Genomic DNA, 24,305 nt, shown 5'->3' on the forward strand with positions numbered 1-24,305 from the left:
CTTCCCACCCATTTCGTCGCGGACGAGTCTGGTGGGCAGAGGATACCGGATCGGCAGGTTTCGGAAACGTTAAATCGCCCCCTGAGCGACCGACCAGGGTTGAAATTTCTCGGCAGGACAGGGCGGCATGGGCAGTCGCGTCCGCAAATAGCATATCCTGTTTTCAGTGCGATCGCGGCTGCTTCGCCTAAGCCAACTTTGCCGGTGGAGGCGCCCGCCGTCGGGCCCTTCGCGATTCGCTTCATTCAGTAATCGAAGCGTATCGTTCCAATCACGCTACGTGGGGGAGAATAGAAGGCCTGACCCCACGCCAGCGAGTTCAGGTATTTGGCGTTGGTCAGATTGCGCACGTTCACGCTGGCTTGGAGATGGTCGACCACCTTGATGCCTGCCAAAACATCCACGACGGCGTAGCCTTTCTGGGAGATGGGCAGGCCGGCGCTATCATCGGTCCCGCTTATCGCGCTCTGGTAGCGGAATTGCGCGCCCAGCTTGAGATCGCGCCATTCCGGAACCTCATACGTTGCCGCCAGCTTCACGCTGTCGCGCGGGACCTGGTTCTGTGTCCGCAGGCCTTGGTTGTCTTCGATCTTGAGGTGGGTAAAGCTTCCGCTCAATTGCCAATGATCGGTGACGCGCCCTGAAACCTCCACTTCGAACCCCTTGGAGGTGGTGTCCAAGGCTTCGTAATAGTCGAGGCCCAGCGGACCATCGGTTCCGTCGAACGTGCCAACGTAGCAGGCAAGCCCGCGCTGCTTTGCCTTGAAGATGGCGGCCGTCGCGGAGAGGCGGTTGTCCAGCCAGCTGCCCTTGATCCCGGCTTCCAGCGAAGTGCCCTTTGCGGGGGCGAGGCGGCGGTTGTCGATGTCCACCTGGCTCTGCGGCGCGTAGATATCGGTATAGCTCGCGTAGAGTGTCAGGTTGCGGGTCAGGTCGAACAGCAGGCCGGCATAGGGACTGACCTTGTGATCGTCTCGCGCAAGATCGGACCCGTAGGAATCGCCGCTCGTCTTCAGCCACACGGCCGACGCGCCGGCGACGCCTTTCAATCGGTCCGTAAAATTGAGGTGGATCGCACCATAGACCCGCGTCAGCCGATTGCGTTCTTGCCCCTGGATCGTGATCTCGGGATAGTCCGGTTCCGGGGGCACGAAGGAACTGAGCTGGCGGATGTCGCCATAGTCGATTTCGGTATCGGAGTAGGCCTCATATTCGCTGCTGCGGAGCCAACCGTTCGATACGCCAAAGGCCAGCTGATGGCTGCGGCCGAACAGATTTACGCTGCCCGATGCATAGCCGTCAATCAGGTATTGCTTGTTGTGGCTGGGGTAGATGCCGCTGCTGCCAGCAATGCCAAGGCCGGTTTCCGGATCGGGCGTACCCGAAGCGTAAAGCCGCTTCGCGTCGGAATCGACGTGGTTGTACGTGAAAACACCGCGTAGCGACCAGTCGCCGCCGACCCGGTAGGTCAGTTCGCCGAACGCGCTTTCGTTGAGGACATTGGCGTAAGTCCAGGGCGCCGAAGTGGAAGCGGAACGGGGATAGGATATGCGGGTGCCGTCGCTGTAAACCAGCGGCAGGGCGCCCCACAGGATCCCGTCCGCCTTGTTCTTCTGCCTTGTGTACCCAACCGTAGCGGTAAGCGAGGGCGTGATGTCCAGCGCGACGGAACCGCCCAGCACCGTGCGGTTGACCTGGTTGTAGTCCAGATAGGAATTGCGTTCCTCGTGCGCGCCGATGACGCGCGCCCGCAATGTGCCGCTGGCGTTGATCGGGCCGGATACATCGCCTTCCAGTCGCCACATGTCGAACGAGCCCGCGTAGGCCGAAGCGTTCGCCTGAAACGTCGTGGTCGGGCGCTTGCGCAAGTAATTCACCGTCGCGGACGGATTGCCCACGCCGGTCATGATCGCGTTCGCGCCGCGCACGATCTCGACGCGTTCGTACAAGATCGTATCGAGATCGCCATCCACCGCGCCGAGCAGAGGTAGCCCGATACCGTCGACCTGGAAATTGGTAATGTCGAAGCCGCGCGAACTGTATTCGGTGCGGTCGGTTTCATTGCGCTGGACGGTGACGCCCACGGTCTGTTCGAGAAGATCGTTGACGTTCGTCAGCGCGAAATCGTCTATCCGCTGGCGATCGACTACGGTGACCGATTGAGGAGTTTCCCGGATCGACAGATCGAGGCCGGTTGCCGAGGAGCTTTCGTTCAAGTCAACCTGCTTGGACCTTGCTCCGGTGACGACGATGTCCGTCCGGGACAGCGGTTGATCGGCGGGTGCAGGAGCATCCGAGGCGTAGGCTGGACATGCGGCCAAGGCCGGAACCGCAGCTGTGAAAAGCAATCGACCTAGCACTCTGAATTCCTCCCCGGATTGGAAGTGCTGATAGGGATGACGCTAATGCGAATCAATCACAATAGCATGCGGTGCTGCAGCATCGCTCGCACGCACCACCGTGGTACTGCCTTCGCCCTGAATTCGAGGCATTTGCTTAGGTCACGAGATTCGCTGAGAGTGTTGCATCGGAAACACATCGATCTTCGGTCTCCAACAAAGACTGGGACGGCATGACCGGTTATTGCCAAGCAATTTCGCCATTTATGACGACCCATGGCGCTGAAAGGCTCTGCCAAAGGGGGCCGTAGTTCCACCGACCTCCCCTTGCGGCGTGATCATCTGACATGAACTGCGATGATAATGCTATTGCGAATCTATAGCGCTCTCATTAAGCGGCGCCCGCAACAATCGCGAAGGTTCTCCGGGTATCTCCGTAATTCCATGATCGCGATATCACTGCAGGGGTAATAATGAGGGACAGCAACGCACACTGCGCAACCGCGCCTGCGCGCATCACAGCCTTGATTGCGGCATTGGCCGCCAGCTGCGCGATGCCGCAGATGGTGTGGGCTCAGCCGAATTCGGTCGAGGACGAGCCAACCGACAATATCACGGTCACCGGTGAGCGCGCGTCGAACGACCCGACGCTCACGGAGGGCCGCGACAGCTACGCCCCGGCGGCAGCCAATGTCGGCAAGGCTGCACAGGCTCTGCGCGAAATCCCTCAGTCAGTCACGGTGATGACCCGGGCGCGTATCGAGGATCAAAACCTGCTGACCGTCGAGGACGTCATGCAGCAAATGACCGGCGTGACCGTGGACAGGGCCTGGCTTTCCTCGACTTACACCTCGCGCGGACTGACCATCACCAATTACCGGCTGGACGGCGGCGCCAGCAGCCAGACGTCCACCACCACCGGTGATCTCGATACCGCGATCTTCGACTCGATCGCGCTAGTCCGGGGCGCTGACGGCCTGTTCGGTGCCGGCGAAGCGGGCGGTGTCATCAACTTCACGCGCAAGCGCGCGCTGGCAGACCCGCAGGCGCGGGCCGCGATGACGTTCGGAAGCTGGGACCACGCTCGTATCGATGCGGACGTGACCGGTGCTCTCACCAGGGACGGAAATCTGCGCGCACGAGCGATCGGCGTCTACGACATGAGTAATTCCTTCCAGGACTACAAATCGGACGATCGCTGGCTGGCGCACGGCTCGATCGAGTACAATCCCGCGCCCGATACGCTTCTGCTTGCCGGCTACACCCATCAGTCCGACCGGCACGAAGCCTTCAATGTCAGCCTGCCGCGCTATCGCAGCGGCGAGGATATCGGTTTCCCGCGCAGCACCAATACAGGCGCTCCGTGGAACTGGATCGAGCGGGATATCGACATCGCCTATGGCCGGGTCGAGCAGGCCATCGGCAACAAGTGGACGGTGCGGCTCAATGCCAACTACAGCCGTTCCAATGACAAGACCAATGCCGCCGAAATGGAAAACGCCGTCGATCCCATCGATCATTCCGGGATCGACTGGTGGTATTATCAATCGGCAGCCAAGGTTCGCGAACTGACGCTGGACTTCAACACGACCGGCAGCTTCCAGGCGTTCGGGCAGAAGCAAGAAGTGGTCCTTGGCATGGACTACACCCGCAACAAGACTGACAATCGCAGTCTCTGGACTTACTACGAACCGGGAGACGTCTTCGATCCCGTCTATCCGCCGCAGATCGCCTATCCGCCGGCATGGGATCAGGGCGGTTATCAGGGGCGCACCGACATAGAACGCCTCGGCTTCTATGGATCGCTTCGCATCCGGCCCGTCGCGGCGCTTTCGCTCATCGGCGGCGGGCGCCTGGTGGTGAAGGACCGCAGCGAGGGCAGCAATCTCGCGACGGGCGCAGTCACATCGTTGATCGACCAGAAGACCAAGTTCGTGCCTTACATGGCGACGGTGCTGGATCTGGCCAAGGCGGTCAGCCTCTATGCAAGCTATTCCGAGATCTACCAGTCGCAGGCCAACTACATGTCCGGGCCGCGTCCGGGCACACCGCTTGCCCCGGTGACCGGCACCAATTACGAAGCCGGGCTCAAGGGCGAACTGATGGGCGGCAAGCTGACCGGATCGCTTGCGGTCTATCGCGTGCGCAAGCAGGGCGCGTTCGCTGTCGATCCTAGCAATCCGCCTGCCGGCTCCACCGACAACTGCTGCTATGTCCGCGACGGTTCACTCAGGAGCCAGGGCTTCGAGGCCGAGATCAACGGCGAGATCCTGCCCGGCTGGCAGCTCTCGCTCGGCTATACCTACAATGACAACGAGAACCGGCGCGACAACGATGCCACGTTCGCGGAGATCACGCCCAAGCACCTGTTCAAGCTCTTCACCGATTACAGGTTCCGCGAAGGCTCGCTCAAGGGCCTCAGCATCGGCGGCGGCGTGACGGCGCAGAGCAGCAATTTCCGTTCGGGTTACGTGCAGGAGCTGAACCCGGTGTCGGGTCTCTATGACGGGCCTTACTACCTGTATCAGTTCCGCATGCCGGGCTACGCCGTCTGGTCGCTGCGGGCGGAATATGAGGTGAGCGAGCAGTTCTCGGTGAGCGCCAATCTCAACAACGTGTTCGACAAGACCTATTATGTCACCATCGGCAGCCCGGGCTACGGCAACTTCTACGGCGATCCGCGCAATTTCCTCGTCTCGCTGCGCGGAAAGTTCTGATGGCGCAGTCGTTCCGGCAATCGATGGCCTGGCTGCACACCTGGGCGGGGTTGATCCCCGCCTGGATTGTCTTCGTCATCTTCCTGTTCGGAACGAGCGCCTATTTCGAGCGCGAGATCAGTGCATGGATGCGTCCCGAAGTGCATTCAGCGCCGGTGTCGGCTAAAGCGCTCGATGCAGCGGGGCGCGTGCTTGCCGCGCGCGGCGTGGGCGCCGAAAGCTGGACCGTCACGATCCCCGGCAAGCGTGGCGGCGATGCCCTGTTGGCTTCGTGGCTGATGCCGGGCCAGTCATGGCGCGATCGGCATGAAGTTCGGTTCGATCCAGCGACGGGCCGCGAACTGCAGGTGCGCGATACGGAAGGCGGGTATTTTCTCTATCGCTTCCATTTCGACCTTCATGCGATGCCTGTCAGCTGGGCACGGATGATCGTGAGCATGGCCGCGCTCGCGATGCTGGTGGCGATCATCTCCGGCATCGTGACGCACAAGAAGATTTTCGCTGACTTCTTCATCCTGCGGTTCAACAAGGGACCGTGAAGCTGGCTCGATGCCCATAACGTCAGCGCTGTGCTGGCGCTGCCGTTTCACCTGATGATCACGTGCACCGGTCTGGTGACCTTGGTCTTCACGTTCATGCCCTGGGCAGTCAGCGCAAATTTCAAGAGTCTCGACGCCTATTTCGAGGCGGCGTATCCGGCACGGGCAGAGATCATTGATATCGGACACGCGCTGCGGCCAGATTCCTATCTGGATGCTCAGGATGTGGCCCCTGGCCGTGTGATCGCCTTCAATACGTTCGCTGGAATTCTCCAGACCGTATCGCTCGGCGGACATTCGGCGATCATGCCCGCAGACATCAGCAGAGGCGCGGGCGTCAGCGACCTGCGCTTCATACCTCTCGACCCTGCGCCCCCGGAGAGAGTGGTGTGCCTGCTGTCGCCTGCTTCGGGCCTTCGCTCCCCAGCGTCTCTAGAGATGGCTCAGCGAATTCGGACGCGATTTGCAAATTAAAACGGAGGACGGATTGCTGCTCGATCTGCAAGAACGAACGCAGTTGAGCTGTCTGGGGCGCGGCTATCGGCCCTTAATGGTAGTCCAGCTTTGGAGCCGAATAGTCTTTCGCTGATCTGCGGTTGGACGACCGGAAAGTCTCACGCCAAGTCAGTCAGGTTGATCCGGCCCGGATGAACGGAGGTAGCTATCAAGGAGCCAAGATGTGGAGCCCTCCGGCCGCTTTGTCGGCGGGAATCCCTTCGAGGGGCAGGTCACGGTCTGCCAAGCATTGCCTGCCGATCATTTGCGGCTCTAGTCGCAAACGACCGGCAGGCTCCTGGAGAGCTTAGAAATCGACGTTGGCCGAGATCCAGAGCCGGCGGCCTTCCTGGTTGATCGAATAGGCCGGCGTGTGTGCGGTGACTGCGCCGCTCGCATAGGGGACATAGACGGCGTAGTCGGTGTCCAGGATGTTGTAGACCGTTGCGGCGAGGCGGAAGGCGGGGGTGAACTGGTAAGACCCGCCGAGGTGGAACACTTCGTAGCTGCGGAAATCGCCCACAGCCTCTTGCTGGGCATTGTTGCCGCGCCAGCGGCTTGAACGGACTTCGGCGCGGACCCAGAGGTTCGCGGCGTCGGTCACGCTCCAGCGCAGGTTTCCGTTGAACATGTGCTTGGGCACCCCCACCAGCGGCAGGCCCTCGTCCTCGCCGCTGAGCTGCTCGGAGTCGGTATAGGTATAGTTGGCCGAAAGCGAGACGGTGGGCGTGAAAGAGAAACGGGTCGCCACCTCGACGCCGCGTGTGCGCGCCTTGTCGATGTTGATCGACTGGCCGAACAGGTCGACCGCCGGGAAATTGCCGACGTCGAGGCAGCCGGGACGGTTGGGATTGCCCGCGAACGAGCAGTTGGGGATGCCCGGCCCGGTGGCGATCTTGTCGTCGAAGTCGTTGTTGAACAGGGTCACGTTGCCGCTGAAGAACCCGTGGCTGTCATAGTAGATGCCCGCCTCGTAACTGGTGCTGGTCTCGGGCGTCAGGCCCGGGGTGCCGATCAGAGGCACGCGGCCCTGGCTGCCGAAGCCGATGATGCCGCTGGCAATCTGCTCTACGCTCGGGGTCTTGAAGCCCCGGCTGACGCCGCCCTTGAGGGTGAAGTCGTCGTTGACGTTCCACACCGCATAGGCGCGGGGCGACCACTTTGAGCCGAAGGTCGAGTGATCGTCGTAGCGTGCGCCGCCGGTCAGGTTGACCCCGTCGACCACGGTGAGCGTGGCTTCTGCGAAACCGGCCCACTGTTCAAACTTGAAGGGGGCGGGGGCTACGCCGTCCACCATGCGCGCCCACCAGTACTGCCCGCCGACGGTGAAGGCCACCGGCCCGGCCTTGCCGGCAAAGCGCGAGTCCAGGATGTCGTTGCGCGCCTCCAGATTGCGCGCGCTGCCGGGCGTGGCGCCCGGAGTGCCGTTGGGGACGAGGCGGCCGATCGTCTCGGTCTCGTTAAGCGTAAACGTGGTGTCGAGCTGGCCGAAGTCGCCCGCGCGCCAGGTATGCGCCGCGACGTAGTTGGTGCGGTTGAACTTCTGGGTGGGCGAATAGCCGCCTGATCCCAGCGTGCCGAGTTGGCCTTCGGTATTGTCGTAGGTCTGCTCGTTGCGGTCGAATTCCAGCCACAAGTCGTGATCGGCGTGGGGCGTGAAGCTCAGGCGACCGCCGTAAGTGTAGATGTCGGAGCGGACCGGATTGCGGCCCAGTGTCAGCGCCGGGTCGCCTGGGATCTCGATGTTCGAGCCCTCGCGGTGGAACACGCTGCCGCGCAGGGTAAGGCCGACCAGGTCCTTGACCACGGGGCCCTGCGCGAAGCCGGTGACAGACTGGATATTGCCGAAGCGCTCATCGCCCTGGATCGTGCTCTCGGCCGAGGCGCTGCCGACCCAGCGGTTGCCGACCTTGCGGGTGATGATGTTGACGACGCCGCCCATCGCATCCGAACCGTAAAGCGTGGACATGGGCCCGCGGACCACCTCGATCTGCTGGATCGCGGCGAAGGGCGGCATGAAGCTGGTCGATGTCTCGCCGAAGCCGTTGGGAGTGACGCCGCCCGGCGCATTCTGGCGGCGACCATCGATCAGTACCAGAGTATATTCACTGGGCATGCCGCGGATCGAGATGTTGAGCCCGCCGGTCTTGCCCGCCTCGCCGCCGACGTCAACACCCTGAACGTCCTGCAATGCCTCTGCCAGGCTGACGAAGCGCTTGTCCTGAAGATCGGCGCGGTCGATCACGGTGATGCTGGCGGGGGCTTGGGTGATGTCCTGCGCATAGCCGGCAGCAGTGACGACGATCGGCGCCCCTGCCTCCTCTGCCCCGGCCTCTTCTGCGGCTTCCTTGGCAAGTGCTGCCTGCGCGGCGAACACGGACAATGCGACAAGACTGGCCCCGCCCATGCGGCGGGCGTGACGATGTATGATTTCGAACAAGCTTAATTCCCCCGGTTTGCCCAAAAATGCGATTGACTCGCATTTGCACGAGGCAAGTGAGAGCGGGCAATTCGCCTGTCAATCGCTTGGCGAAGAGGAAACGCCTGAGAAATATGATCTTACTTTAGAGAAGGTAATGATCTCGAGCCGAAACAGCGTGGCAACATAGGTCGCGCTGTGGCGAAGGAAATCGTATGTTAAAGCGCTGAAGGAAGAATCGGCGCTGTTTATTTGCTTTATCCTAAGCCCGACCAAGGGGTTTCGCCGATAGCAACACTTACAACCCATTCGGATTATCGGCGGCAGCATCCGCTATAACTGGACCCGTCTGCAGGTGGAACGCAGATCCGCGCCTAAACGTCACGTTAGGGTCAGTCATGGAAGCGGACAGCAAGGCAATCGATCGTGAGCTATCCTGTTTCGCGAGTACGAAGTTGCCGCTTCGGATCGACTCACGTCCGGTTCTTCAGGTTCATCAGCGACTGGGTGAACCGACCGCAGCTGTCAGGGCCGAGATTATGTGCTCTACGGCAGCTTTGTAGGTGGTCGCTTTCGGAGCGCTCAAATCGTCTCGCTCGGACATTTCGCAGCCTCGGCTCACCGAACATCGCCGGCTTCTGCGCGGCCATTTAAGCCCGCCCTCTTGGACCGACCTCCATCATGGGCTAGGCAGCAGGGATGCGGGGGCTGAACATCGCGATTGCCGGCTGTGGGCCGTGCGGGCTGGCTGCAGCGCTGCTGCTTCACGAGGCGGGGCATCATGTCACCCTGTTCGAGCGGTTCGAGAAGCCCCAGCCTATCGGTTCCGGACTGATGATCCAGCCCACGGGGATGGCGGTTCTCGCCAAGCTCGGCCTGCTGGACGCGGTCCTGGCACGCGGCGCGCGCATCGATAAGTTGTTCGGCATGGCGGGCAAGCGGGTCGTGCTCGACGTGGAATATGCCTCGCTGGGCCGTCCGGACACCTTCGGCATTGGGATACACCGCGCCAGCTTGTTTGCGGTTCTGCACGAAGCCGTGCTGCGGTCAGGCATTCCATTGCATTGCGGGCGCACACTGGTGGGAACGACGCTGCTGGGAACGAAACGTGCGTTGCGGTTTGCCGATGGACAGAAAGGCGATCGCTACGATCTCGTCGTGGACGCGCTCGGCACGCGGACACCACTCGCTCCGCCGACGGGCCGGGAACTGGCATATGGAGCGTTATGGGCCAGCCTCGACTGGCCCGGGGGTGCCGGCTTCGATCCCCACGCCCTTGCGCAGCGCTACGACCGGGCAAGTATCATGGCCGGCGTTCTGCCCATCGGGACCCCGCCCGGCGCGGCCGTGTCCAAGGCAGCTTTCTTCTGGTCGCTCCGGGCAGATCGGCTGGACGACTGGCGCGAGGCTGGATTGACCGCCTGGAAGGCGCGGGTCGGCGCACTCTGGCCTGATTGCGGGACGCTGCTCGACCAGATCACCGATCCAAACCAGTTGACCTTCGCTCGTTATGCGCATCGTACCCTGGCTTCGCCGGCCGAACCGGCGCTCGTCCATATCGGCGATGCGTGGCATTCCGCCAGTCCGCAACTGGGGCAAGGCGCCAACATGGCGCTACTCGATGCCTGGGCGCTGGCCCGCGGTCTGGACCATGCGGGCAGCGTCGACGAGGGTGTTCGGCAGGGCATCCGGCTACGCCGTCGCCACGTTCTCACTTATCAATGGCTCACTGCGCTGTTCACCCCGGTCTATCAGTCCGACAGCCGCCTGCTGCCGCTGATCCGCGACCGGATTGTCGGCCCTCTATCCAAGCTATGGCCGGCCACCGCCATACAGGCATCGATGGTGAGCGGACTTGTCGGCAATCCGCTGCGACCGTTGGGGCTGGAGGACGACCGTCAGATGGCTCGGCGCGGCGCGGAAGCGGCATGAACGCCGCTTCCGGACCCATCATCGTTTTCGACGCGATGTGCGTGCTCTGCTCCGCCAATGCCGCCTTCGTGCTCCGGCATGACAGGGCCGGGCGTTTCCGGCTGGCGTCGATGCAGGGTGAGGCCGGGGCCGCGCTCTATCGCCGGTTCGGGATCGACCCGGCGAATCCGGAAACACTGATCGTCGTCGAGGGCGACAACGTCTTGCGGGACAGCGATGCGATGCTGGCCATATGGGCGGGCCTCGATCGTCCTTGGAACGCCCTGGCGGCGCTGCGGATCGTACCGCGCAAGTTGCGTGACCCCATCTATCGCTGGGTGGCGCGGCATCGCTACCGTTTGTTCGGAAAGAGGTCCGCGTGCTGGATACCGACGGCCGAGCACGCGGCTCGCATCCTGTGATCCGCATCCTGCTCCTCGGCGGCGATGGCGAACTCCTCGCGGTCGGTGCCATAGTGGCGGGCGGCTAAGATCGTCGCTCATCGAGCGTTCGCCAATTGACAACTGACAATGACGTTTCAGTTATGGGCAATCGACGCATGAGTTAATTTGAGTCTTGAGGCCTGTCGCCCGATACCTGTTCCAATGATCGGCACAAAAGCTGTCTCAAGTATCTGCAGATTGCTCCGGCGAGCGGTGCCCCAAACATAAGCGGGGCAGCCTGCGGCAGCGGTGGCATCCAGATTGGAACGATCGTTTTGGGCACGATATCGGCTGCCGTTGCATTCTCGTTCGGCATGGAAAGTGAATTACTCACGACGGCCGATCCAGAGGATTCACGCGTTCCACGATGAGCGGATCATCAACCGTCGAAGGCAGGGAAGGAAGGGAGCCGGTTGTTAATCCGAACGTCGCGGCGAGAACTTCACGCGAGATCGAAGACGTCGATGTGCGGTAGCCGATGTCCGCGGGCATCGGCTGGTCGAAGAAGACCAGAAAATGAATTTCCTCATCACCAATGACCTCGATCTGATGAGGATAGGAACGTGGGATGAAATAAGCATCGCCCGCCTGCAGTTCGTAAGTGTCCACGCTGCCGTCCGGGTCCAGGATAGACATCCGCGCGCGGCCCTTGTGGACGTAGCCCATCTCCGCCGTGTTGGGGTGCCAGTGCGGCTCGCGCATGCCGTTTTCTGGGATCAGGATCGAATACATCGCCAGGTTCTTCAAAGCCGGCCAGAACTGTGAGCGCGCAACGCGCGCTGTGCCGTAGGGATGGTCGATCGGCGGGGTCTCGCTGGCGATGCCGAACTTGTGAGGATCCGGAAACGCCGCGTTTGCGGGCACTCTGGCGGGGCCGGTCCGGTGCACCAGCAGCGCGGACGAGGTATCGCGCTTTAGCGCGGCGAAGTCGGAAGAGGGCAGGGTGAACGTGTTGCCGAGGACTGCGTCGGTCATTGCCCCGAAGGCGCCATGCAGCGAGAATTCCTCGGGTCGTTCGTGGCTGAAGACGATGATGAGTTCGGCATCGACGTCGCCGACGTTCTCGATCGTGTGGAGCGAGCCGACGGTAATGTGAAACATCTCTCCCGCAGAGATCGTAAAGGCGCCGAAAACGTCGCCGGTATCGAGCACCGAGACCAGCAGGTCGCCCGACAGGCAGCACGCCAATTCATCGGCATTGGCGTGCCAGTGCGGCTCGCGGATCGCGCCCGGCGCCAGGACCAGGCGGCGCATCGACATGCCCTTCAGGATGGGAAAATTGCCGGCGTCGGCCCCTCGTACCGATCCGAGGCTGCCTTCGTAGCTTGGCGGCGTGGTGATCAGCGAGCGGACATGGCGGGATGCGGTCATGGAACGGGTCCTTTAGGAGAAGTCGAACACGTTCGAAACCTATGGACTGGCGTGCGCCGCGCCTATCCATACCAAGATATGCAAACCTTGGTGTGGATAGGCGGCGATGACGAGATGCGTAACTCTAGGGTATCGGACGGCGCTGTGCCGCCCCGACCTGGAGAAGCACGATGACCACCGACACCACCACCGTCTCGATCGCCGACCGGTTTCTCGGCACGCCGACCGATCTTGGGGCCGACGCGACGCGTGACATTTCGGCCGGGCTGGCCGGCCTGCTCGCCGACGTGTTTGCACTGTACCTCAAGACCAAGAACTTTCACTGGCACATGAGCGGCCCGAACTTTCGGGACTATCATCTGCTGCTGGACGACCAGGGCGACCAGATTTTCGCAATGACGGATCCAATGGCCGAGCGCGCCCGCAAGATCGGCGGCACCACCATCCGCTCGATCTCGGACATCGCCGGTCGCCAGCGCATCCTCGACAACAATGCGGCTTATGTGGAGCCCAAGGACATGCTCGCCGAACTGCACGGCGACAACAAGCAACTGGTGGCCGAGATGCGCCGGGTTCATGAACTGTGCGACGAGTATTCCGACGTCGCCACGGCAAGCCTGCTGGAAGTGTGGATCGACGAAACCGAACGCCGTAGCTGGTTCCTGTACGAAAGCTGCCGTGGCCCCGCTATCCGCTGACGGACAGGGCGGCGCTCCATCCCCGGGTCGCCGCCGTGCAATGAAGCCCGTACCAAACGACAAGACAAGGAAGGCGCTACCTCGCGGTGGCGCCTTCCTTTTTGTTCAGCGGATTGCCGCCTCGATGGCGTCCAGCAGGGAATCCGGATCGACCGGCTTGGTCAGGAATGCCCGCGCGCCGGCGCCCATCGCCTGTTCCCGGGCGGCATCGGTGGGAAAAGCAGTCATGACGATCAGCGGCACGGCCCAGCCACGCCGCAGCATCTCCGCCTGCAGTTCGAGACCTGTCATTTCCGGCATGTGCAGGTCGGTCACGATGCACGCCAGAGCCTCATCTCCCGCTGCCAGCAATTCGCCGGCGCTGGCGAAGCTGAACGGGGTCATGCCGGTCGATCTTACAAGGCTGTCTATACTCCCTCGAACGCCGGGGTCGTCGTCCACGATGGCGATGATGGGGGAAGCGGGCACGCACAATTCTCCTGGTTCACATCCTCCAGATGGGCCTGCACCGTGTGCCGCGCCATCATACTCAGATGTTAAAGCGGTGAATCGTGTCATCGCGAATGCCCAGTGTCTCGGCCATTCTCACCAGGTCCGCCAGCGACTGCGCCGCCATCTTGCGCATGACGTTGCCGCGATGGATCTTCACCGTGATCTCCGAAAGCTCCATCCGCGCCGCGACCTGCTTGTTCATCAGACCGGTCACGACAAGACTCATGACTTCGCGCTCCCTTGGCGTGAGCCGGTCATAGCAAAGCTGGAGTGCGTCCGAACCGGCGGCCTGCTCGCGGCGCTCTTCGTCGCGTTCAAGCGCGCTGCCGACGGCGGCAAGCATCTGTTCCTCACTGAATGGCTTGGGCAGGAAATCCACCGCACCGGCTTTCATCGCGCGTACGGTCATGGGGATATCGCCGTGCCCGGTAATGAGAACCACCGGAAGCGTTATTCCTTCCGCGACAAGGCGCTCCTGAAAGTCCAGACCGCTCTGCCCGCGAAGCCGCACGTCCAGGACGAGGCAGGACGCAGTGGTCGGTTTTTCTGCGGCCAGAAATTCCTCGGGGCTTTGGAATAGCGCCACATCCAGCCCGGTCGAGCGGAACAGGCTGCCCAGCGATCCCAGGACTTCGGGGTCGTCATCGATCACAAAGACGGTCATGCTGCCTCCCTCTCGGCCGCAATGACCGGAAGCGTGAACCGGAAAGTGGCGCCGAGTGCCGCATTGTTCGATGCGACGAGAGTGCCACCGTGCCGCTCGACGATCGATCGGCAGATCGACAGGCCCATTCCCAGGCCCGTACTCTTGGTCGTGAAAAATGGCGCGAACAGGCTTTCGGGATCGGCGGAAATGCCCGTCCCGCAGTCACGCACTTCGACGTTGACGGTTGCGCCGGCATGTACCGCCTTGACGCAGAGTTGTCTTTGATCGGCCGGGGTCTCGGCCATCGCCTGCTCGGCATTGAGCATCAGGTTCATGAGCACCTGCTGGATCTGCACCCAATCGCCTCGCACCAGCGGGAGGCTATCGCCGATGTCGAGCGTAATCGCGACGTCGTTCGTCTGGAGGTCCCGGCGGAGCAGCGCGACGGTCTCTTCGATCAGGGGGGGCAAGGCCAGCACGTCCTGGCGCGGCTCGACATTGCGGGCCAGGTCGCGGATGCGGGCGATCACGTCTGCTGCACGGGTGCCGTTCGATGCGATGTGGTCCAGGCAGTCGCCAACCTCTTTCGCATCGGGAGCTTCGCGCGCCAGCCAGCGGCGACCGGATTTCGCATAAGTGATGATCGCGGAGAGCGGCTGATTGACCTCGTGGGCGATCGATGCGGCCAGTTGGCCCAGCGTCGTTACGCGCGAGACATGGGTAAGTTCGGCCTGGGACTGGGCAAGGCGCGCCTGCGTTCGGTTTCGCTCGGTAACGTCGATGGCCATGATCAGTACCCGGCTCCAGCCATCGGCGCCGGGGGGAACGGTCACGCGCAGGACCACATCGATCGTTTCCCCCGAAGCGGCGAGAAACTGGGTTTCCTCCTCGATCGCCGGATCGCCGCGCACGAGTGCAGCGAGAATGCGGCCGAGCGTCGCCTCGGCGGCGGGCGTGTGGTGGGGAATGAGCGTGCCGCCGATCAAAGCGCGGGCATCGGGCAGGCCGAACAGGCGTCCCGCAGCGTCATTGGCGGCGCGGATGGTTGCGGTACGGGCGATGTGATCGATCTGCTCCGGCGTTGCGGAGCCGCCATTCGCCAGCAGCGCATGGGCCGTGGACCAGTCGCCCTCCCAGATCGGAAGACCCGCCGCATTGAAGATCGTGCGGTAACGCTCCTCCGACTTCCGCTGCTGTTCGGCTACGGCGAGGTTGCGGATGCTGAGCAGTGTGGCGATCAGGATCGCGATCAGGCTGACAGCAAGCCGCATGGCCGGCGAACCCAGCGGCTCTCCCCCATGGCTGATGAAGTAACCCGCCACTGCCATCGCGAGCACGGCCGCACAGGTCGCCAGCATCACCCGGCGGTCATGGCTGCGCGAGGACATGACAATGGCAACCGTGTACAAGACGGCAACAGCACCCTGAAGCGGGCTCAGAACATCGAGGGCAAAGACGGCGAGCGCCAGCGCCAGCGCCGCCGCGCCGTGGAGTCTTCCCGTCAACCTTCTACCGCCCACATCGTCGCGCATGATCGCCTCGCGTAGCCCCACGGCCCAGGCGACCGGGAGCGTGGCCAAGCTGGACGAGAACGGCAATGATCGCAACGGGTAAGCTGGCATGCTTCGGGGGAGGCGGGCGCCCGTCCGTATCAGGCACACAACGTGAAGCGCGTGCCGGGCCGCGCATCCGACCAGCCGTACCGGGCGCCCAGACGATGCGCCATCGCGGCAATGAACTGACTGCCCAGTCCGCTTCCTTCCGGCGCCGCGCGCGCTGCGCGGCCTCGGCCCCGATCGACCACTTCCAGCACGAAGCCGCCCATCGGCCTCGCGCAGAGGGAGATGTCAACCGCGCCGGGAGAGCCCACCGGATAGGCGTACTTGCAAGCATTGCCGACCAGTTCAGAGACGATCACGCCGATCGAGCTGGCCGTCTCGGCCGCGACGGTCACGGGCTCCGCCGCGACGCGGATTGGGCGGCCGGCACCAGCATCGCCGCAACCCGCCTCGAGACCTGCGCCAAGCTGCTCCAGATATTCGCCCAGATCGACCTGCCCGGCCGACCGTTCCCGGCAGAGCTGACGGTGAACCCCGGCGATCGCCGCTATCCGCAGGGTCATCGTAGCCAGCACCGCAAGGGCGGCCGGGTCCGCGATCCGGCGCGCCTCAAGCGTCATCATGGCCGCCACAAGCTGCAGGCTGTTGGCTACGCGGTGATTGACCTCGTCCATCGCGCTGGGCTCGGGAACGGGCGGAAGCACGGCTACGGCTGCGGCGTCTGGGAAAGCGGCGTGATGCGCGGTGGTCATCGTCTCTTCCTCGATTGGGTGACCCGCTGATCCCCGATCGCAGTCCGCCGGGCCATCATACTCAGGTATGAGGGCGATCAGGGAGCACCCAAACCTGCGTATGATATGAGGGCGTTCATGCCGCGCCGATATCGGAACGGTCGGACCGGCCCCCGCCAGTGTCCGCCTGCCAATGGAGGACAACATGGCTACCATCACGACGAACGACGGCGTTGAAATCTTCTACAAGGACTGGGGACCCAAGGACGCGCAGCCAATCGTGTTCCATCATGGCTGGCCGCTGAGCTCGGACGACTGGGATGCCCAGATGCTCTTCTTCCTGCAGCAGGGGTACCGCGTCGTCGCGCATGACCGGAGGGGCCATGGCCGCTCGGCGCAGGTCGGGACTGGTCACGACATGGATCACTATGCATCGGACGCTTCCGCCGTGGCCGAGCATCTCGACTTGCGCGGCGCGGTCCACATCGGACATTCGACCGGAGGCGGCGAGGTTGCGCGCTACGTCGCGCGCTTCGGCCAGCCCCAGGGCCGGGTCGCCAAGGCCGTGCTGGTCAGCGCGGTTCCGCCGCTGATGCTGAAGACCCCTGAAAATCCCGGGGGTACCGATATCGCCGTGTTTGACGGTTTCCGCAGTGCCCTCGCCGCGAACCGCGCGGACTTTTTCCTCGATGTCGCATCGGGTCCGTTCTACGGCTTCAACCGTCCCGGCGCCGAGGTTTCGGACGCGGTCATCCGCAACTGGTGGCGCCAGGGCATGAGCGGCAGCGCGCTGGCGCACTATGAGGGCATCAAGGCGTTCTCGGAGACCGATCAGACCGAAGATCTGAAGGCCATGACCGTGCCCACGCTTGTTCTCCAGGGCGATGACGATCAGGTCGTGCCCTATACGGATGCAGCCCTGCAGCAGATCAAATTGCTGCGGAACGGCACGATGAAGATCTATGCGGGCTATCCGCACGGAATGCTGACGACGCACGCCGACGTCATCAATCCCGACCTGCTGGCATTCGTCCGGAGTTGATCGTCGCACCGGCGGCGCAATACTGCGCCGTCGGGTTCAGGCCATTGCAAAGCGAGACGCGACATGAACACGCTGGGTACCCGCGAACATCAGATGTTTCCCGTATTGGACGATGCGCAGATCGCGATTGCGCGCCGGTTTTGCAGCGGACCGGAACGCCGCTTCGAGCCGTACGAGGAAATCTATGCGATCGGCGCCGATGACGCACCGGCCTGGCTCGTGCTCCAGGGCACGATCGAGGTCGTGCGACGTGATGGTCTCAGTCACGAGGCGCCGATCACCACGCACGGTGTGGGGCAGTTCTCGGGAGAGGTGAACCAGCTTGCCGGGCGTCCATCGATCGCCGCCGGATGCGCGGGGCCGGACGGCTGCACGGCACTGCCGTTCGATGCCGCGCATCTCCGCGCACTCATGGTCGGCTCTGCCGATGTGGGCGAGACGGTGATGCGTGCGCTCATCCTACGGCGGGTTGCGCTCATTGCCGAAGGGGGCGCCGGAACGATCCTGATCGGTGTGCCCGACAGCGCAGAGATCGTGCGGCTTCAGGGCTTCCTGACGCGTAGCGGCTATCCCAACCTTGTCCTGAATGCCGCATCCGATGAGGAGGGCAAGGCACTGGTGGAGCGGATCGGCGTGCTGCCCGAAGAACTGCCGCTGGTCGTCTGCCCCAATGGAAACATGCTGCGCCGGCCCAGCGATGTGGAGGTTGCTGCGTGCCTGGGCATGACCCCCGATCTGGACCCTTCGACGGTCTACGATGTTGCGATTGTAGGCGCCGGTCCTGCGGGGCTTGCTGCAGCCGTCTACGCAGCCTCGGAAGGGCTGTCGACCATTGTGCTGGACGAGCGCGCGATGGGTGGGCAGGCCGGATCGTCAGCGCGGATCGAGAACTATCTTGGCTTCCCCACCGGGATTTCCGGGCAGGCGCTCGCCGGTCGCGCGTTCAACCAGGCGCTGAAGTTCGGTGCAGAGATTGCCGTGCCGGTTGGCGTGCAGAAGCTGGACTGCTCTTCCGCTGTGCCGGCGCTGGAGCTTGCCGGCGATCGGCGCCTCCAGGCACGCACTGTCGTGATCGCGTCGGGCGCACGCTACCGCCGGCCGGACATTCCCGATCTTGCCGGGTTCGAGGGGCGCGGCGTGTCGTATTGGGCATCGCCGGTCGAAGCCCGGCTCTGTGCTGGAGAGGAAGTGGCGCTCGTCGGAGGCGGGAATTCGGCCGGACAGGCTATCGTCTTCCTGGCGCCGCAAGTGAAGCGGTTGCATTTGTTCGTCAGGCGGGACCTATCGGAGACTATGTCGCGCTACCTGATCGAACGGATCGCGGCCTTGCCCAATGTCGAGATCCATGTGGGCAGCGAAGTGGTCGCGCTTTCGGGCGATGGGGAAGGGCTTGCCTCTGCGACCTTCAGGCAGTTTGCGACCGGTACTCTCCATCGCCGCGACATCCGGCACCTGTTTCTGTTCATCGGCGCCGACCCGAATTCGGGATGGCTTGGCGACTGCGTCGTAACCGATGCAAAAGGATTCGTGGAGACCGGCAGCAGCGCCTTGCCGCTGGAAACCAGCCTTTCTGGCGTATTCGCGATTGGCGACGTTCGGAAGGGCTCGACGAAACGGGTCGCCGCGGCCGTCGGCGAAGGGGCCGCCGTCATCGCCCAGATCCATCTAAAAATCGCTGAAATGAAGGGAGAACGGCCATGACGTCGTGCAAGCGCAGCAGCACCATAAAGCGCGTAACGCCCAGCGCGGGGCTGCGATACAATGGACCACCCGATCATCGAAGGGTATGACCTGCCGGACGGGTGAGTCTGGTGCCGCATCGACGAAATGATCGATTTGCCTGGCCGAATTCCGCAACTCGGCCCAGTACTTCGCTATTACCAGCCCTAGCGATTTGCAGCCTCTGCAGCCCCGAGCTCAGCCGGAGCAAGGGCCGAAGGCGTCGTATTCTGGTTGAAGAGGTCGTTCACAATTCTGAATTTGGGCGGCGGGAACGGACAGCAACTATCGCGGCACCGAAATGCGCTGTTCTACGACCGCTCCGCCGGCGCTTTTTCGCTCTGGGTTCAGCCGGCTACCACGATCGAGTATTCAAGTCGCACGTCGTCGAGCAATCGCTCGATCGCAGCGCGCTGCGTATCGGTTCCGCCAAGCCTGACATCCCAATTGCAATGGGGGTGCGTTTTCGTGTCGCGCACGATGACCTTGCCAAGCGCCCGCCGCCATGATTGCGAAGAGCCGCCTTTTTCCCGGATAAGGCGGGCAATAAGCAGCTGTTCGAGATCGGATGCCGTCATAGCCACTGCTTAGCCGTTGTTGGCGGCCAATCAAGCGGTGCTTCTTGCACTAGCTTGATGGATCAGCGGTTGGTTTCGAGGATCAGTGAGACGGCTGCGGCTTGCAACCACACCCTGTCGTTTTTGACGCGGCCGAAAGCGGGCGATTTTTCCAAAAGCTGCCCAACGATCCTGAATTCAGGTCTTGTCGCCGATTTACGAACATCCCCGATAGGGCCTTCAAACGGGCAGCAGTCGTAGTGCTGGCGAGATGGGTCCATGTGGGCCATAGCGGCGATCATGTCAGCACACGCTTCCAAACGCACCCTATATGCAGCCCTTGCAGCTAACGCCGGGATCGCAATCGCCAAGTTCTGCGGCGCCGTCTACACCGGATCATCCGCCATGGCTTCGGAGGGCATCCACAGCCTCGTCGATACGGGTAATCAGGTATTGCTGCTCTACGGCATCAAGGATGCGAGCCGCCCGGCAGATGCGTCGCACCCCTTCGGATATGGCCTGCGGCTCTATTTCTGGGGATTTGTGGTGGCCATGGCCGTGTTTGCCCTGGGTTCAGGGGTTGCCATTTACGAGGGCGCCGAGAAGGTCGTTCATCCGACCTCGATCCAGAGCGCATGGGTCAACATCGTTATTCTGCTGGTCGCCATTGCCCTCGAGGGCTCTTCGCTCGGGGTCGCGCTTGGCGAAGTGCGGACCGAAGCGAAGCGTCGCGGGCTGGGCATGTGGGAAACGATCCGGACGCACCGAGACCCCACGATCTTCGCTGTCGTCTACGAAGAGACTGCTGCCCTTGCCGGTCTTGGCGCAGCGCTTGTCGGCATCGGCCTGGCGGTTTTGCTCGACATGCCGGTCATCGACGGTTGGACGTCGATTGCAATCGGCGTGATCCTGGCGATCACGGCCTTGAGCCTGGCCCGGCGCTGCTATGTGCTGATGACCGGCCAATCGGCAGACCCGGCAATCGAAGAGCGCCTTCGGGAAATCCTCGCAAGAGTGAAGCCGATTGAGCAGGTGAACGAGGTCCGCACGATGCATTTCGGGCCTTCTGAAGTCCTGGTACTGGCCTCGGCAGACTTCGTGGACGATACGCTCGCCGGCACCGTCGAGCGTATCGTTTCCGACGTGGAAGATGGCATTCGAGAGGAGTTCCCCGAAGTCCGTCGTGTCTACATCGAGGCGCAGTCCACCATGCGTCACCGCGAAGCGCTGGAGGACATCGGCGAAGATGTCGACGCCCTCGAGCGGGAGGGTGATGAAGAAGAGGACTGAACTTTTCGGACGCCCGGTTCCGTCACTTCGTCATTCGCCGTCCATCTTCTGATCCTTCCCGAGAATGGATTTGACGTAGATTCGTTTGGTCATGACGAACACGACGATCGTCAGCGGAGCAGCCATCGGCACACCAGGTCCACCGGCGGAAGGTACACCGCGCCGGGGGGCTCTGGCGGGTCGTATCGAACTCGCTGGTAAGCTGCGCTCCGGACAGGATGAGGGCTCCGATGACCGCGATGCCCAACGCCGCCGAGCGGCCAACGGGCAGAATAGACAGCCAGCACGGCGGCTGCGAACACGAGCATCAGGCCGTTGTTGAGCTGGGTTAGCAACAGGCTCCCGGCATGAGATAGCGTTCCACGACCTCTGGCAGTTTCACCACTTCAGCCATGAAATGCTCGACCGTGCAGCGCCCCGGTCGCGCAGGCATGAATGCGCGGATTACGCTTCCATGCTCGGTTCAGACCGTAACTTCCAGACCTTCCGGCGCTGCGAAATCGGCCATGCGGCGACGGGATATTTCCCAATGGGCGCGGATCAGTTCGCCCGCGCGGGTGGGATCGCGGCGCTCGATCGCATCGATGATTTCATCATGCTGCTCGACCGCTTCCGCCAGGTTCTCCTGCGTTTCGGGTGAGGTCGGGTGATAGAAGGTCATGCCCAGGCGGGCATGATCGATAAGCAGGCGGCGCAGGCTTGGCATCAGATAGGGATTGTGCGCCATCCTGCCGATCTCAAGATGGAACTGATCGTTATTGTAGACCCGCGCCGCAATATCGTCCGCCTCGATCGCCGCGCGGAAATCCTGCTGCACTTTCTTGAGCTTCGCGATCTCCGCAGGCGTTGCGCTGGTGGCGGCAAGCTGGGTGGTCGCGATGTAGATCAGCGGGGCCGCCTGAAAGAACGTCCGCAGCGACTGGAGGTCCATCGAGGTGACGCGCGCCGGCCGGTTCGGTTCGAGTTCGAGATACCCTTCGGCGGCGAGCTGGCGCATCAATTCGCGCACGGGCGGGCGCGACAGCCCGAACTCTTCGGCGATCTGTTGCTCGTCAACGACGGCACCAGGCGCCAGTTCCATGCTCACGATCCTGCGACGCAGCGTTTCGCCCAGGGTGACTTTGCGATCTACGGTTCCACTCACAACCCCGTTCCTAACGGTTTTCGCGCGGCACATCAACTTGGGTGCGGCAATTCATAGGCAGATTGCATTCGTATTGTAGACAAGTGATAGACATTTCTGATTTCAAGCGTTAGGGCGCGGCGAAACTCCAGCCCTGCGGGATTCGCGATGTCCGGTAAGAACACAATGACGGGCGTGCTTTGCGGCGTGATCGCCGGCGCCCTGTGGGGCCTGGTGTTCGTCACGCCGAGGATCGCTTCGGCATTCGGACCCCTGCAACTCGCGGCGGGGCGTTACCTTGCCTATGGGATCTTCGCGCTGCCATTGGTCTGGCCGCACTGGAAACGCTATCTTTCCGTGCTCGGCAAACGCGAGTGGATCGCTCTGGGATACCTGAGCGTTCTGGGCAACATCCTCTATTACGTCCTGCTTTCCGCTGCCGTGCAGATGGGCGGCGTGGCGATGACTTCGCTGGTGATCGGCTTTCTCCCGGTCGCGGTGACGATCATCGGCAGCCGCGACAAGCACGCGGTGCCGCTGGGGCGCCTGTTGCCCTCGTTGTTCCTGAGCGCGGCCGGGATCCTGTGCATCGGTTGGGAATCGCTGGGCAAGGCGGGCGAGGGCGCCTTTGCTTCGCAGGCCCTGGGCCTCCTTTGTGCCTTCGGCGCGCTGGCATCCTGGACGACCTTTGCGGTGTCCAACAGCCGATGGCTGGGCCGCCTCGAACATGTGTCCGGCCATGACTGGAGCCTGCTGCTCGGCATCGTGACGGGCGCGCAGGCGCTCTTGCTGATCCCGCCGGCGCTGCTGTTCGAGACCACCAGCCAGAATGTATCGCAATGGCTGCTGTTCGGCGGCGTTTCCACTGCGGTGGCGCTGCTGTCCTCGATCATCGGCAATGGCCTGTGGAACCGGATGTCGCGGCTGCTGCCGCTCACGATGGTCGGCCAGATGATCCTGTTCGAAACGCTGTTCGCGCTTCTCTACGGGTTCCTGTGGGACCAGCGCTTGCCATCGGTACTGGAAGGCGCGGCGATCCTTTTCGTCCTGGCATCGGTGCTGACCTGCCTTGCCGCGCATCGCCCGAGAGAGGCCGATCGCGCGCTGGCAGCCGCGCACGACTGATCGTTCCCATGGCGACCCTTGCGCAGACACGGCCGCCGTTCGCAGCGGTGCATGCAGGCCCTCTCTTGGGGCCGGGCATGGTCATCGCCTCGATGATTGCGCAGAACTTCGGGGCGACGCTGGCAAAGCAGATGTTCGCCGCCGTCGGCGCGTTTGGGACGACGGGACTTCGCGTATTCCTGGCGGCGGCGATCCTGATGGCTCTCAGGACACCGTGGCGGCGGCCGCTGTCAGGCAGGATCCTTACTTGGGTCCTGCTCTATGGCTGCATGCTCGGGCTGATGAACCTGCTGATCTACCAGGCCTTCGCGCGCCTGCCGATCGGCATTGCGATCGGTATCGAAGTGCTTGGCCCGCTGTCGATCGTCCTCGCCGGTTCGCGCCGCCTGCTCGATCTCGTGTGGTTCGCGGCGGCGGTGGCTGGCCTGATGCTCTTGCTGCCGCTTCGGGTGGGGACAGGCCTCGATCCTGTCGGTCTCGCGTTCGCGGCCGGAGCGGCGACCTGCTGGGCGCTCTATATCGTATTCGGGAAGCGCGTCGCCACTCAGCTCGGCGCCGATGCCGTTGCCTGGGGGATGGTCGTTGCAGCGTGCATCAACGCGCCGCTGGCGGTGACCTTTGCCGGGCGCGCGCTTCTGGACACCTGGGTGCTGCTGACGGGCCTTGGGCTCGCCCTTCTTACCAGCGTCTTGCCGTGCACGCTCGAAATGGAAGCGATGCGGCGTTTGCCGTCGCACGTCTTCGGCATCCTTCTCAGCGCCGCGCCCGCCATAGCCGCGCTCGCGGGCTTCCTCGTTCTCGGGGAAAAGCTGACCGGGGTGCAATGGCTCGCGATCGTATCGATTGTGGCCGCCTCATGCGGCAGCGCGATCTGCGCCGCGAGATTGCGACCAGCCTGACCGTCTGACTTCGCGGCCCTCAGACACTCCGATTCTGCATGGGGTCGGAGTGTTTCCGCGCGCCTTCTCGTCTTGCCCTCCGATGAGAAAGGGAGGGGGTAGATGCGAAGATCGATCGCCAAAAGTATCTGAAAACGGGAGAAAATCTGTGCATTCGCGCCTGTCGAAATTCTTTGTAGACGCTCGACAG

General features: G+C 62.9%; 19 protein-coding genes and 1 pseudogene. 10 read left to right on the forward strand and 10 right to left on the reverse strand.

Annotation, left to right across the window (positions count from 1 at the left end; genetic code table 11):
- Positions 1-245 precede the first annotated feature (245 nt).
- Positions 246-2,216 (reverse strand): TonB-dependent siderophore receptor, encoded by a 1,971-nt coding sequence (locus EDF57_RS12310; protein WP_243841037.1) that lies wholly within the window; start codon positions 2,214-2,216, stop codon positions 246-248.
- 686 nt (positions 2,217-2,902) lie between these two features.
- On the opposite strand from EDF57_RS12310, the gene EDF57_RS12315 reads away from it, so the two are divergent.
- Positions 2,903-5,056, forward strand: coding sequence for a TonB-dependent siderophore receptor (locus EDF57_RS12315; protein ID WP_166675261.1), 2,154 nt, complete (start codon positions 2,903-2,905; stop codon positions 5,054-5,056).
- Between the two features lie 23 nt (positions 5,057-5,079).
- Positions 5,080-6,069: pseudogene (locus EDF57_RS12320) on the forward strand (PepSY-associated TM helix domain-containing protein).
- Between the two features lie 328 nt (positions 6,070-6,397).
- On the opposite strand, the gene EDF57_RS12325 reads toward EDF57_RS12320, so the two are convergent.
- Positions 6,398-8,497 (reverse strand): TonB-dependent receptor, encoded by a 2,100-nt coding sequence (locus EDF57_RS12325; protein WP_134094573.1) that lies wholly within the window; start codon positions 8,495-8,497, stop codon positions 6,398-6,400.
- A gap of 711 nt (positions 8,498-9,208) precedes the next feature.
- Between EDF57_RS12325 and EDF57_RS12330 the strand changes: the two genes are divergently transcribed.
- Together EDF57_RS12330 and EDF57_RS12335 are read left to right on the forward strand one after the other, a co-directional pair.
- Positions 9,209-10,441 carry an NAD(P)/FAD-dependent oxidoreductase gene (locus tag EDF57_RS12330; protein ID WP_132266499.1) on the forward strand — a complete coding sequence of 411 codons (1,233 nt, stop codon included), beginning with the start codon at positions 9,209-9,211 and terminating at the stop codon, positions 10,439-10,441.
- Positions 10,438-10,842, forward strand: coding sequence for a thiol-disulfide oxidoreductase DCC family protein (locus EDF57_RS12335; protein WP_134094477.1), 405 nt, complete (start codon positions 10,438-10,440; stop codon positions 10,840-10,842). Before EDF57_RS12330 ends, EDF57_RS12335 begins: the two co-directional genes overlap by 4 nt.
- A gap of 351 nt (positions 10,843-11,193) precedes the next feature.
- Here EDF57_RS12335 and EDF57_RS12340 read toward each other — a convergent pair whose 3' ends face one another.
- Entirely contained in the window at positions 11,194-12,234 is a 1,041-nt protein-coding gene (locus EDF57_RS12340) for a cupin domain-containing protein (protein WP_134094478.1), read from the reverse strand.
- Between the two features lie 170 nt (positions 12,235-12,404).
- On the opposite strand from EDF57_RS12340, the gene EDF57_RS12345 reads away from it, so the two are divergent.
- Complete coding sequence (locus EDF57_RS12345; protein ID WP_134094479.1) at positions 12,405-12,932, forward strand: DNA starvation/stationary phase protection protein; 528 nt, start codon at positions 12,405-12,407, stop codon at positions 12,930-12,932.
- Positions 12,933-13,037: 105 nt separating this feature from the next.
- On the opposite strand, the gene EDF57_RS12350 is transcribed toward EDF57_RS12345, so the two are convergent.
- From EDF57_RS12350 to EDF57_RS12365, 4 genes are all read right to left on the reverse strand, one after another.
- Positions 13,038-13,400 carry a response regulator gene (locus EDF57_RS12350; protein WP_208324858.1) on the reverse strand — a complete coding sequence of 121 codons (363 nt, stop codon included), beginning with the start codon at positions 13,398-13,400 and terminating at the stop codon, positions 13,038-13,040.
- Between the two features lie 61 nt (positions 13,401-13,461).
- Entirely contained in the window at positions 13,462-14,088 is a 627-nt protein-coding gene (locus EDF57_RS12355; RefSeq protein ID WP_134094481.1) for a response regulator transcription factor, read from the reverse strand.
- Positions 14,085-15,650 carry an ATP-binding protein gene (locus EDF57_RS12360; protein WP_166675262.1) on the reverse strand — a complete coding sequence of 522 codons (1,566 nt, stop codon included), beginning with the start codon at positions 15,648-15,650 and terminating at the stop codon, positions 14,085-14,087. The genes EDF57_RS12355 and EDF57_RS12360 overlap by 4 nt, the downstream gene beginning before the upstream one ends.
- A gap of 71 nt (positions 15,651-15,721) precedes the next feature.
- Complete coding sequence (locus EDF57_RS12365) at positions 15,722-16,381, reverse strand: sensor histidine kinase (RefSeq protein ID WP_166675263.1); 660 nt, start codon at positions 16,379-16,381, stop codon at positions 15,722-15,724.
- A 184-nt stretch (positions 16,382-16,565) separates the two neighbouring features.
- Here EDF57_RS12365 and EDF57_RS12370 point away from each other — a divergent pair, with 184 nt between their 5' ends.
- Together EDF57_RS12370 and EDF57_RS12375 are read left to right on the forward strand one after the other, a co-directional pair.
- Positions 16,566-17,402, forward strand: a complete 837-nt coding sequence (locus EDF57_RS12370) for an alpha/beta hydrolase (RefSeq protein WP_134094484.1) — start codon at positions 16,566-16,568, stop codon at positions 17,400-17,402.
- Between the two features lie 63 nt (positions 17,403-17,465).
- Positions 17,466-19,103 (forward strand): NAD(P)/FAD-dependent oxidoreductase, encoded by a 1,638-nt coding sequence (locus tag EDF57_RS12375; protein WP_134094485.1) that lies wholly within the window; start codon positions 17,466-17,468, stop codon positions 19,101-19,103.
- A 365-nt stretch (positions 19,104-19,468) separates the two neighbouring features.
- On the opposite strand, the gene EDF57_RS12380 is transcribed toward EDF57_RS12375, so the two are convergent.
- Both EDF57_RS12380 and EDF57_RS12385 read right to left on the reverse strand, forming a co-directional pair.
- Complete coding sequence (locus EDF57_RS12380; RefSeq protein ID WP_134094486.1) at positions 19,469-19,699, reverse strand: hypothetical protein; 231 nt, start codon at positions 19,697-19,699, stop codon at positions 19,469-19,471.
- Positions 19,700-19,761: 62 nt separating this feature from the next.
- A complete protein-coding gene (locus EDF57_RS12385) occupies positions 19,762-20,049 on the reverse strand; it encodes a hypothetical protein (RefSeq protein ID WP_208324867.1) in 288 nt (95 codons plus the stop codon).
- Between EDF57_RS12385 and EDF57_RS12390 the strand changes: the two genes are divergently transcribed.
- A complete protein-coding gene (locus tag EDF57_RS12390; protein ID WP_134094574.1) occupies positions 19,979-20,968 on the forward strand; it encodes a cation diffusion facilitator family transporter in 990 nt (329 codons plus the stop codon). The genes EDF57_RS12385 and EDF57_RS12390 overlap by 71 nt on opposite strands.
- A gap of 463 nt (positions 20,969-21,431) precedes the next feature.
- Here EDF57_RS12390 and EDF57_RS12395 read toward each other — a convergent pair whose 3' ends face one another.
- On the reverse strand, positions 21,432-22,112 hold the full coding sequence (locus tag EDF57_RS12395; RefSeq protein ID WP_208324860.1) for a GntR family transcriptional regulator: 681 nt from the start codon (positions 22,110-22,112) through the stop codon (positions 21,432-21,434).
- Between the two features lie 147 nt (positions 22,113-22,259).
- Here EDF57_RS12395 and EDF57_RS12400 point away from each other — a divergent pair, with 147 nt between their 5' ends.
- Positions 22,260-23,216 carry a DMT family transporter gene (locus EDF57_RS12400; protein ID WP_134094489.1) on the forward strand — a complete coding sequence of 319 codons (957 nt, stop codon included), beginning with the start codon at positions 22,260-22,262 and terminating at the stop codon, positions 23,214-23,216.
- A 77-nt stretch (positions 23,217-23,293) separates the two neighbouring features.
- Positions 23,294-24,115 (forward strand): EamA family transporter, encoded by an 822-nt coding sequence (locus EDF57_RS12405; protein WP_243841038.1) that lies wholly within the window; start codon positions 23,294-23,296, stop codon positions 24,113-24,115.
- The last annotated feature ends 190 nt before the right edge of the window (positions 24,116-24,305 follow it).

Source organism: Novosphingobium sp. PhB55 (genome assembly GCF_004368805.1).
GTDB lineage: Bacteria > Pseudomonadota > Alphaproteobacteria > Sphingomonadales > Sphingomonadaceae > Novosphingobium.

Bases quoted from the DNA above. Each gene is read 5' to 3' on its own strand.
- EDF57_RS12315 (WP_166675261.1), top strand. From the start codon at position 2,903: ATGGTGTGGGCTCAGCCGAATTCGGTCGAGGACGAGCCAACCGACAAT.
- EDF57_RS12325 (WP_134094573.1), bottom strand. From the start codon at position 8,497: ATGGGCGGGGCCAGTCTTGTCGCATTGTCCGTGTTCGCCGCGCAGGCA.
- EDF57_RS12330 (WP_132266499.1), top strand. From the start codon at position 9,209: ATGCGGGGGCTGAACATCGCGATTGCCGGCTGTGGGCCGTGCGGGCTG.
- EDF57_RS12335 (WP_134094477.1), top strand. From the start codon at position 10,438: ATGAACGCCGCTTCCGGACCCATCATCGTTTTCGACGCGATGTGCGTG.
- EDF57_RS12340 (WP_134094478.1), bottom strand. From the start codon at position 12,234: ATGACCGCATCCCGCCATGTCCGCTCGCTGATCACCACGCCGCCAAGC.
- EDF57_RS12345 (WP_134094479.1), top strand. From the start codon at position 12,405: ATGACCACCGACACCACCACCGTCTCGATCGCCGACCGGTTTCTCGGC.
- EDF57_RS12355 (WP_134094481.1), bottom strand. From the start codon at position 14,088: ATGACCGTCTTTGTGATCGATGACGACCCCGAAGTCCTGGGATCGCTG.
- EDF57_RS12365 (WP_166675263.1), bottom strand. From the start codon at position 16,381: ATGACCACCGCGCATCACGCCGCTTTCCCAGACGCCGCAGCCGTAGCC.
- EDF57_RS12370 (WP_134094484.1), top strand. From the start codon at position 16,566: ATGGCTACCATCACGACGAACGACGGCGTTGAAATCTTCTACAAGGAC.
- EDF57_RS12375 (WP_134094485.1), top strand. From the start codon at position 17,466: ATGAACACGCTGGGTACCCGCGAACATCAGATGTTTCCCGTATTGGAC.
- EDF57_RS12380 (WP_134094486.1), bottom strand. From the start codon at position 19,699: ATGACGGCATCCGATCTCGAACAGCTGCTTATTGCCCGCCTTATCCGG.
- EDF57_RS12390 (WP_134094574.1), top strand. From the start codon at position 19,979: ATGTCAGCACACGCTTCCAAACGCACCCTATATGCAGCCCTTGCAGCT.
- EDF57_RS12400 (WP_134094489.1), top strand. From the start codon at position 22,260: ATGTCCGGTAAGAACACAATGACGGGCGTGCTTTGCGGCGTGATCGCC.
- EDF57_RS12405 (WP_243841038.1), top strand. From the start codon at position 23,294: ATGGTCATCGCCTCGATGATTGCGCAGAACTTCGGGGCGACGCTGGCA.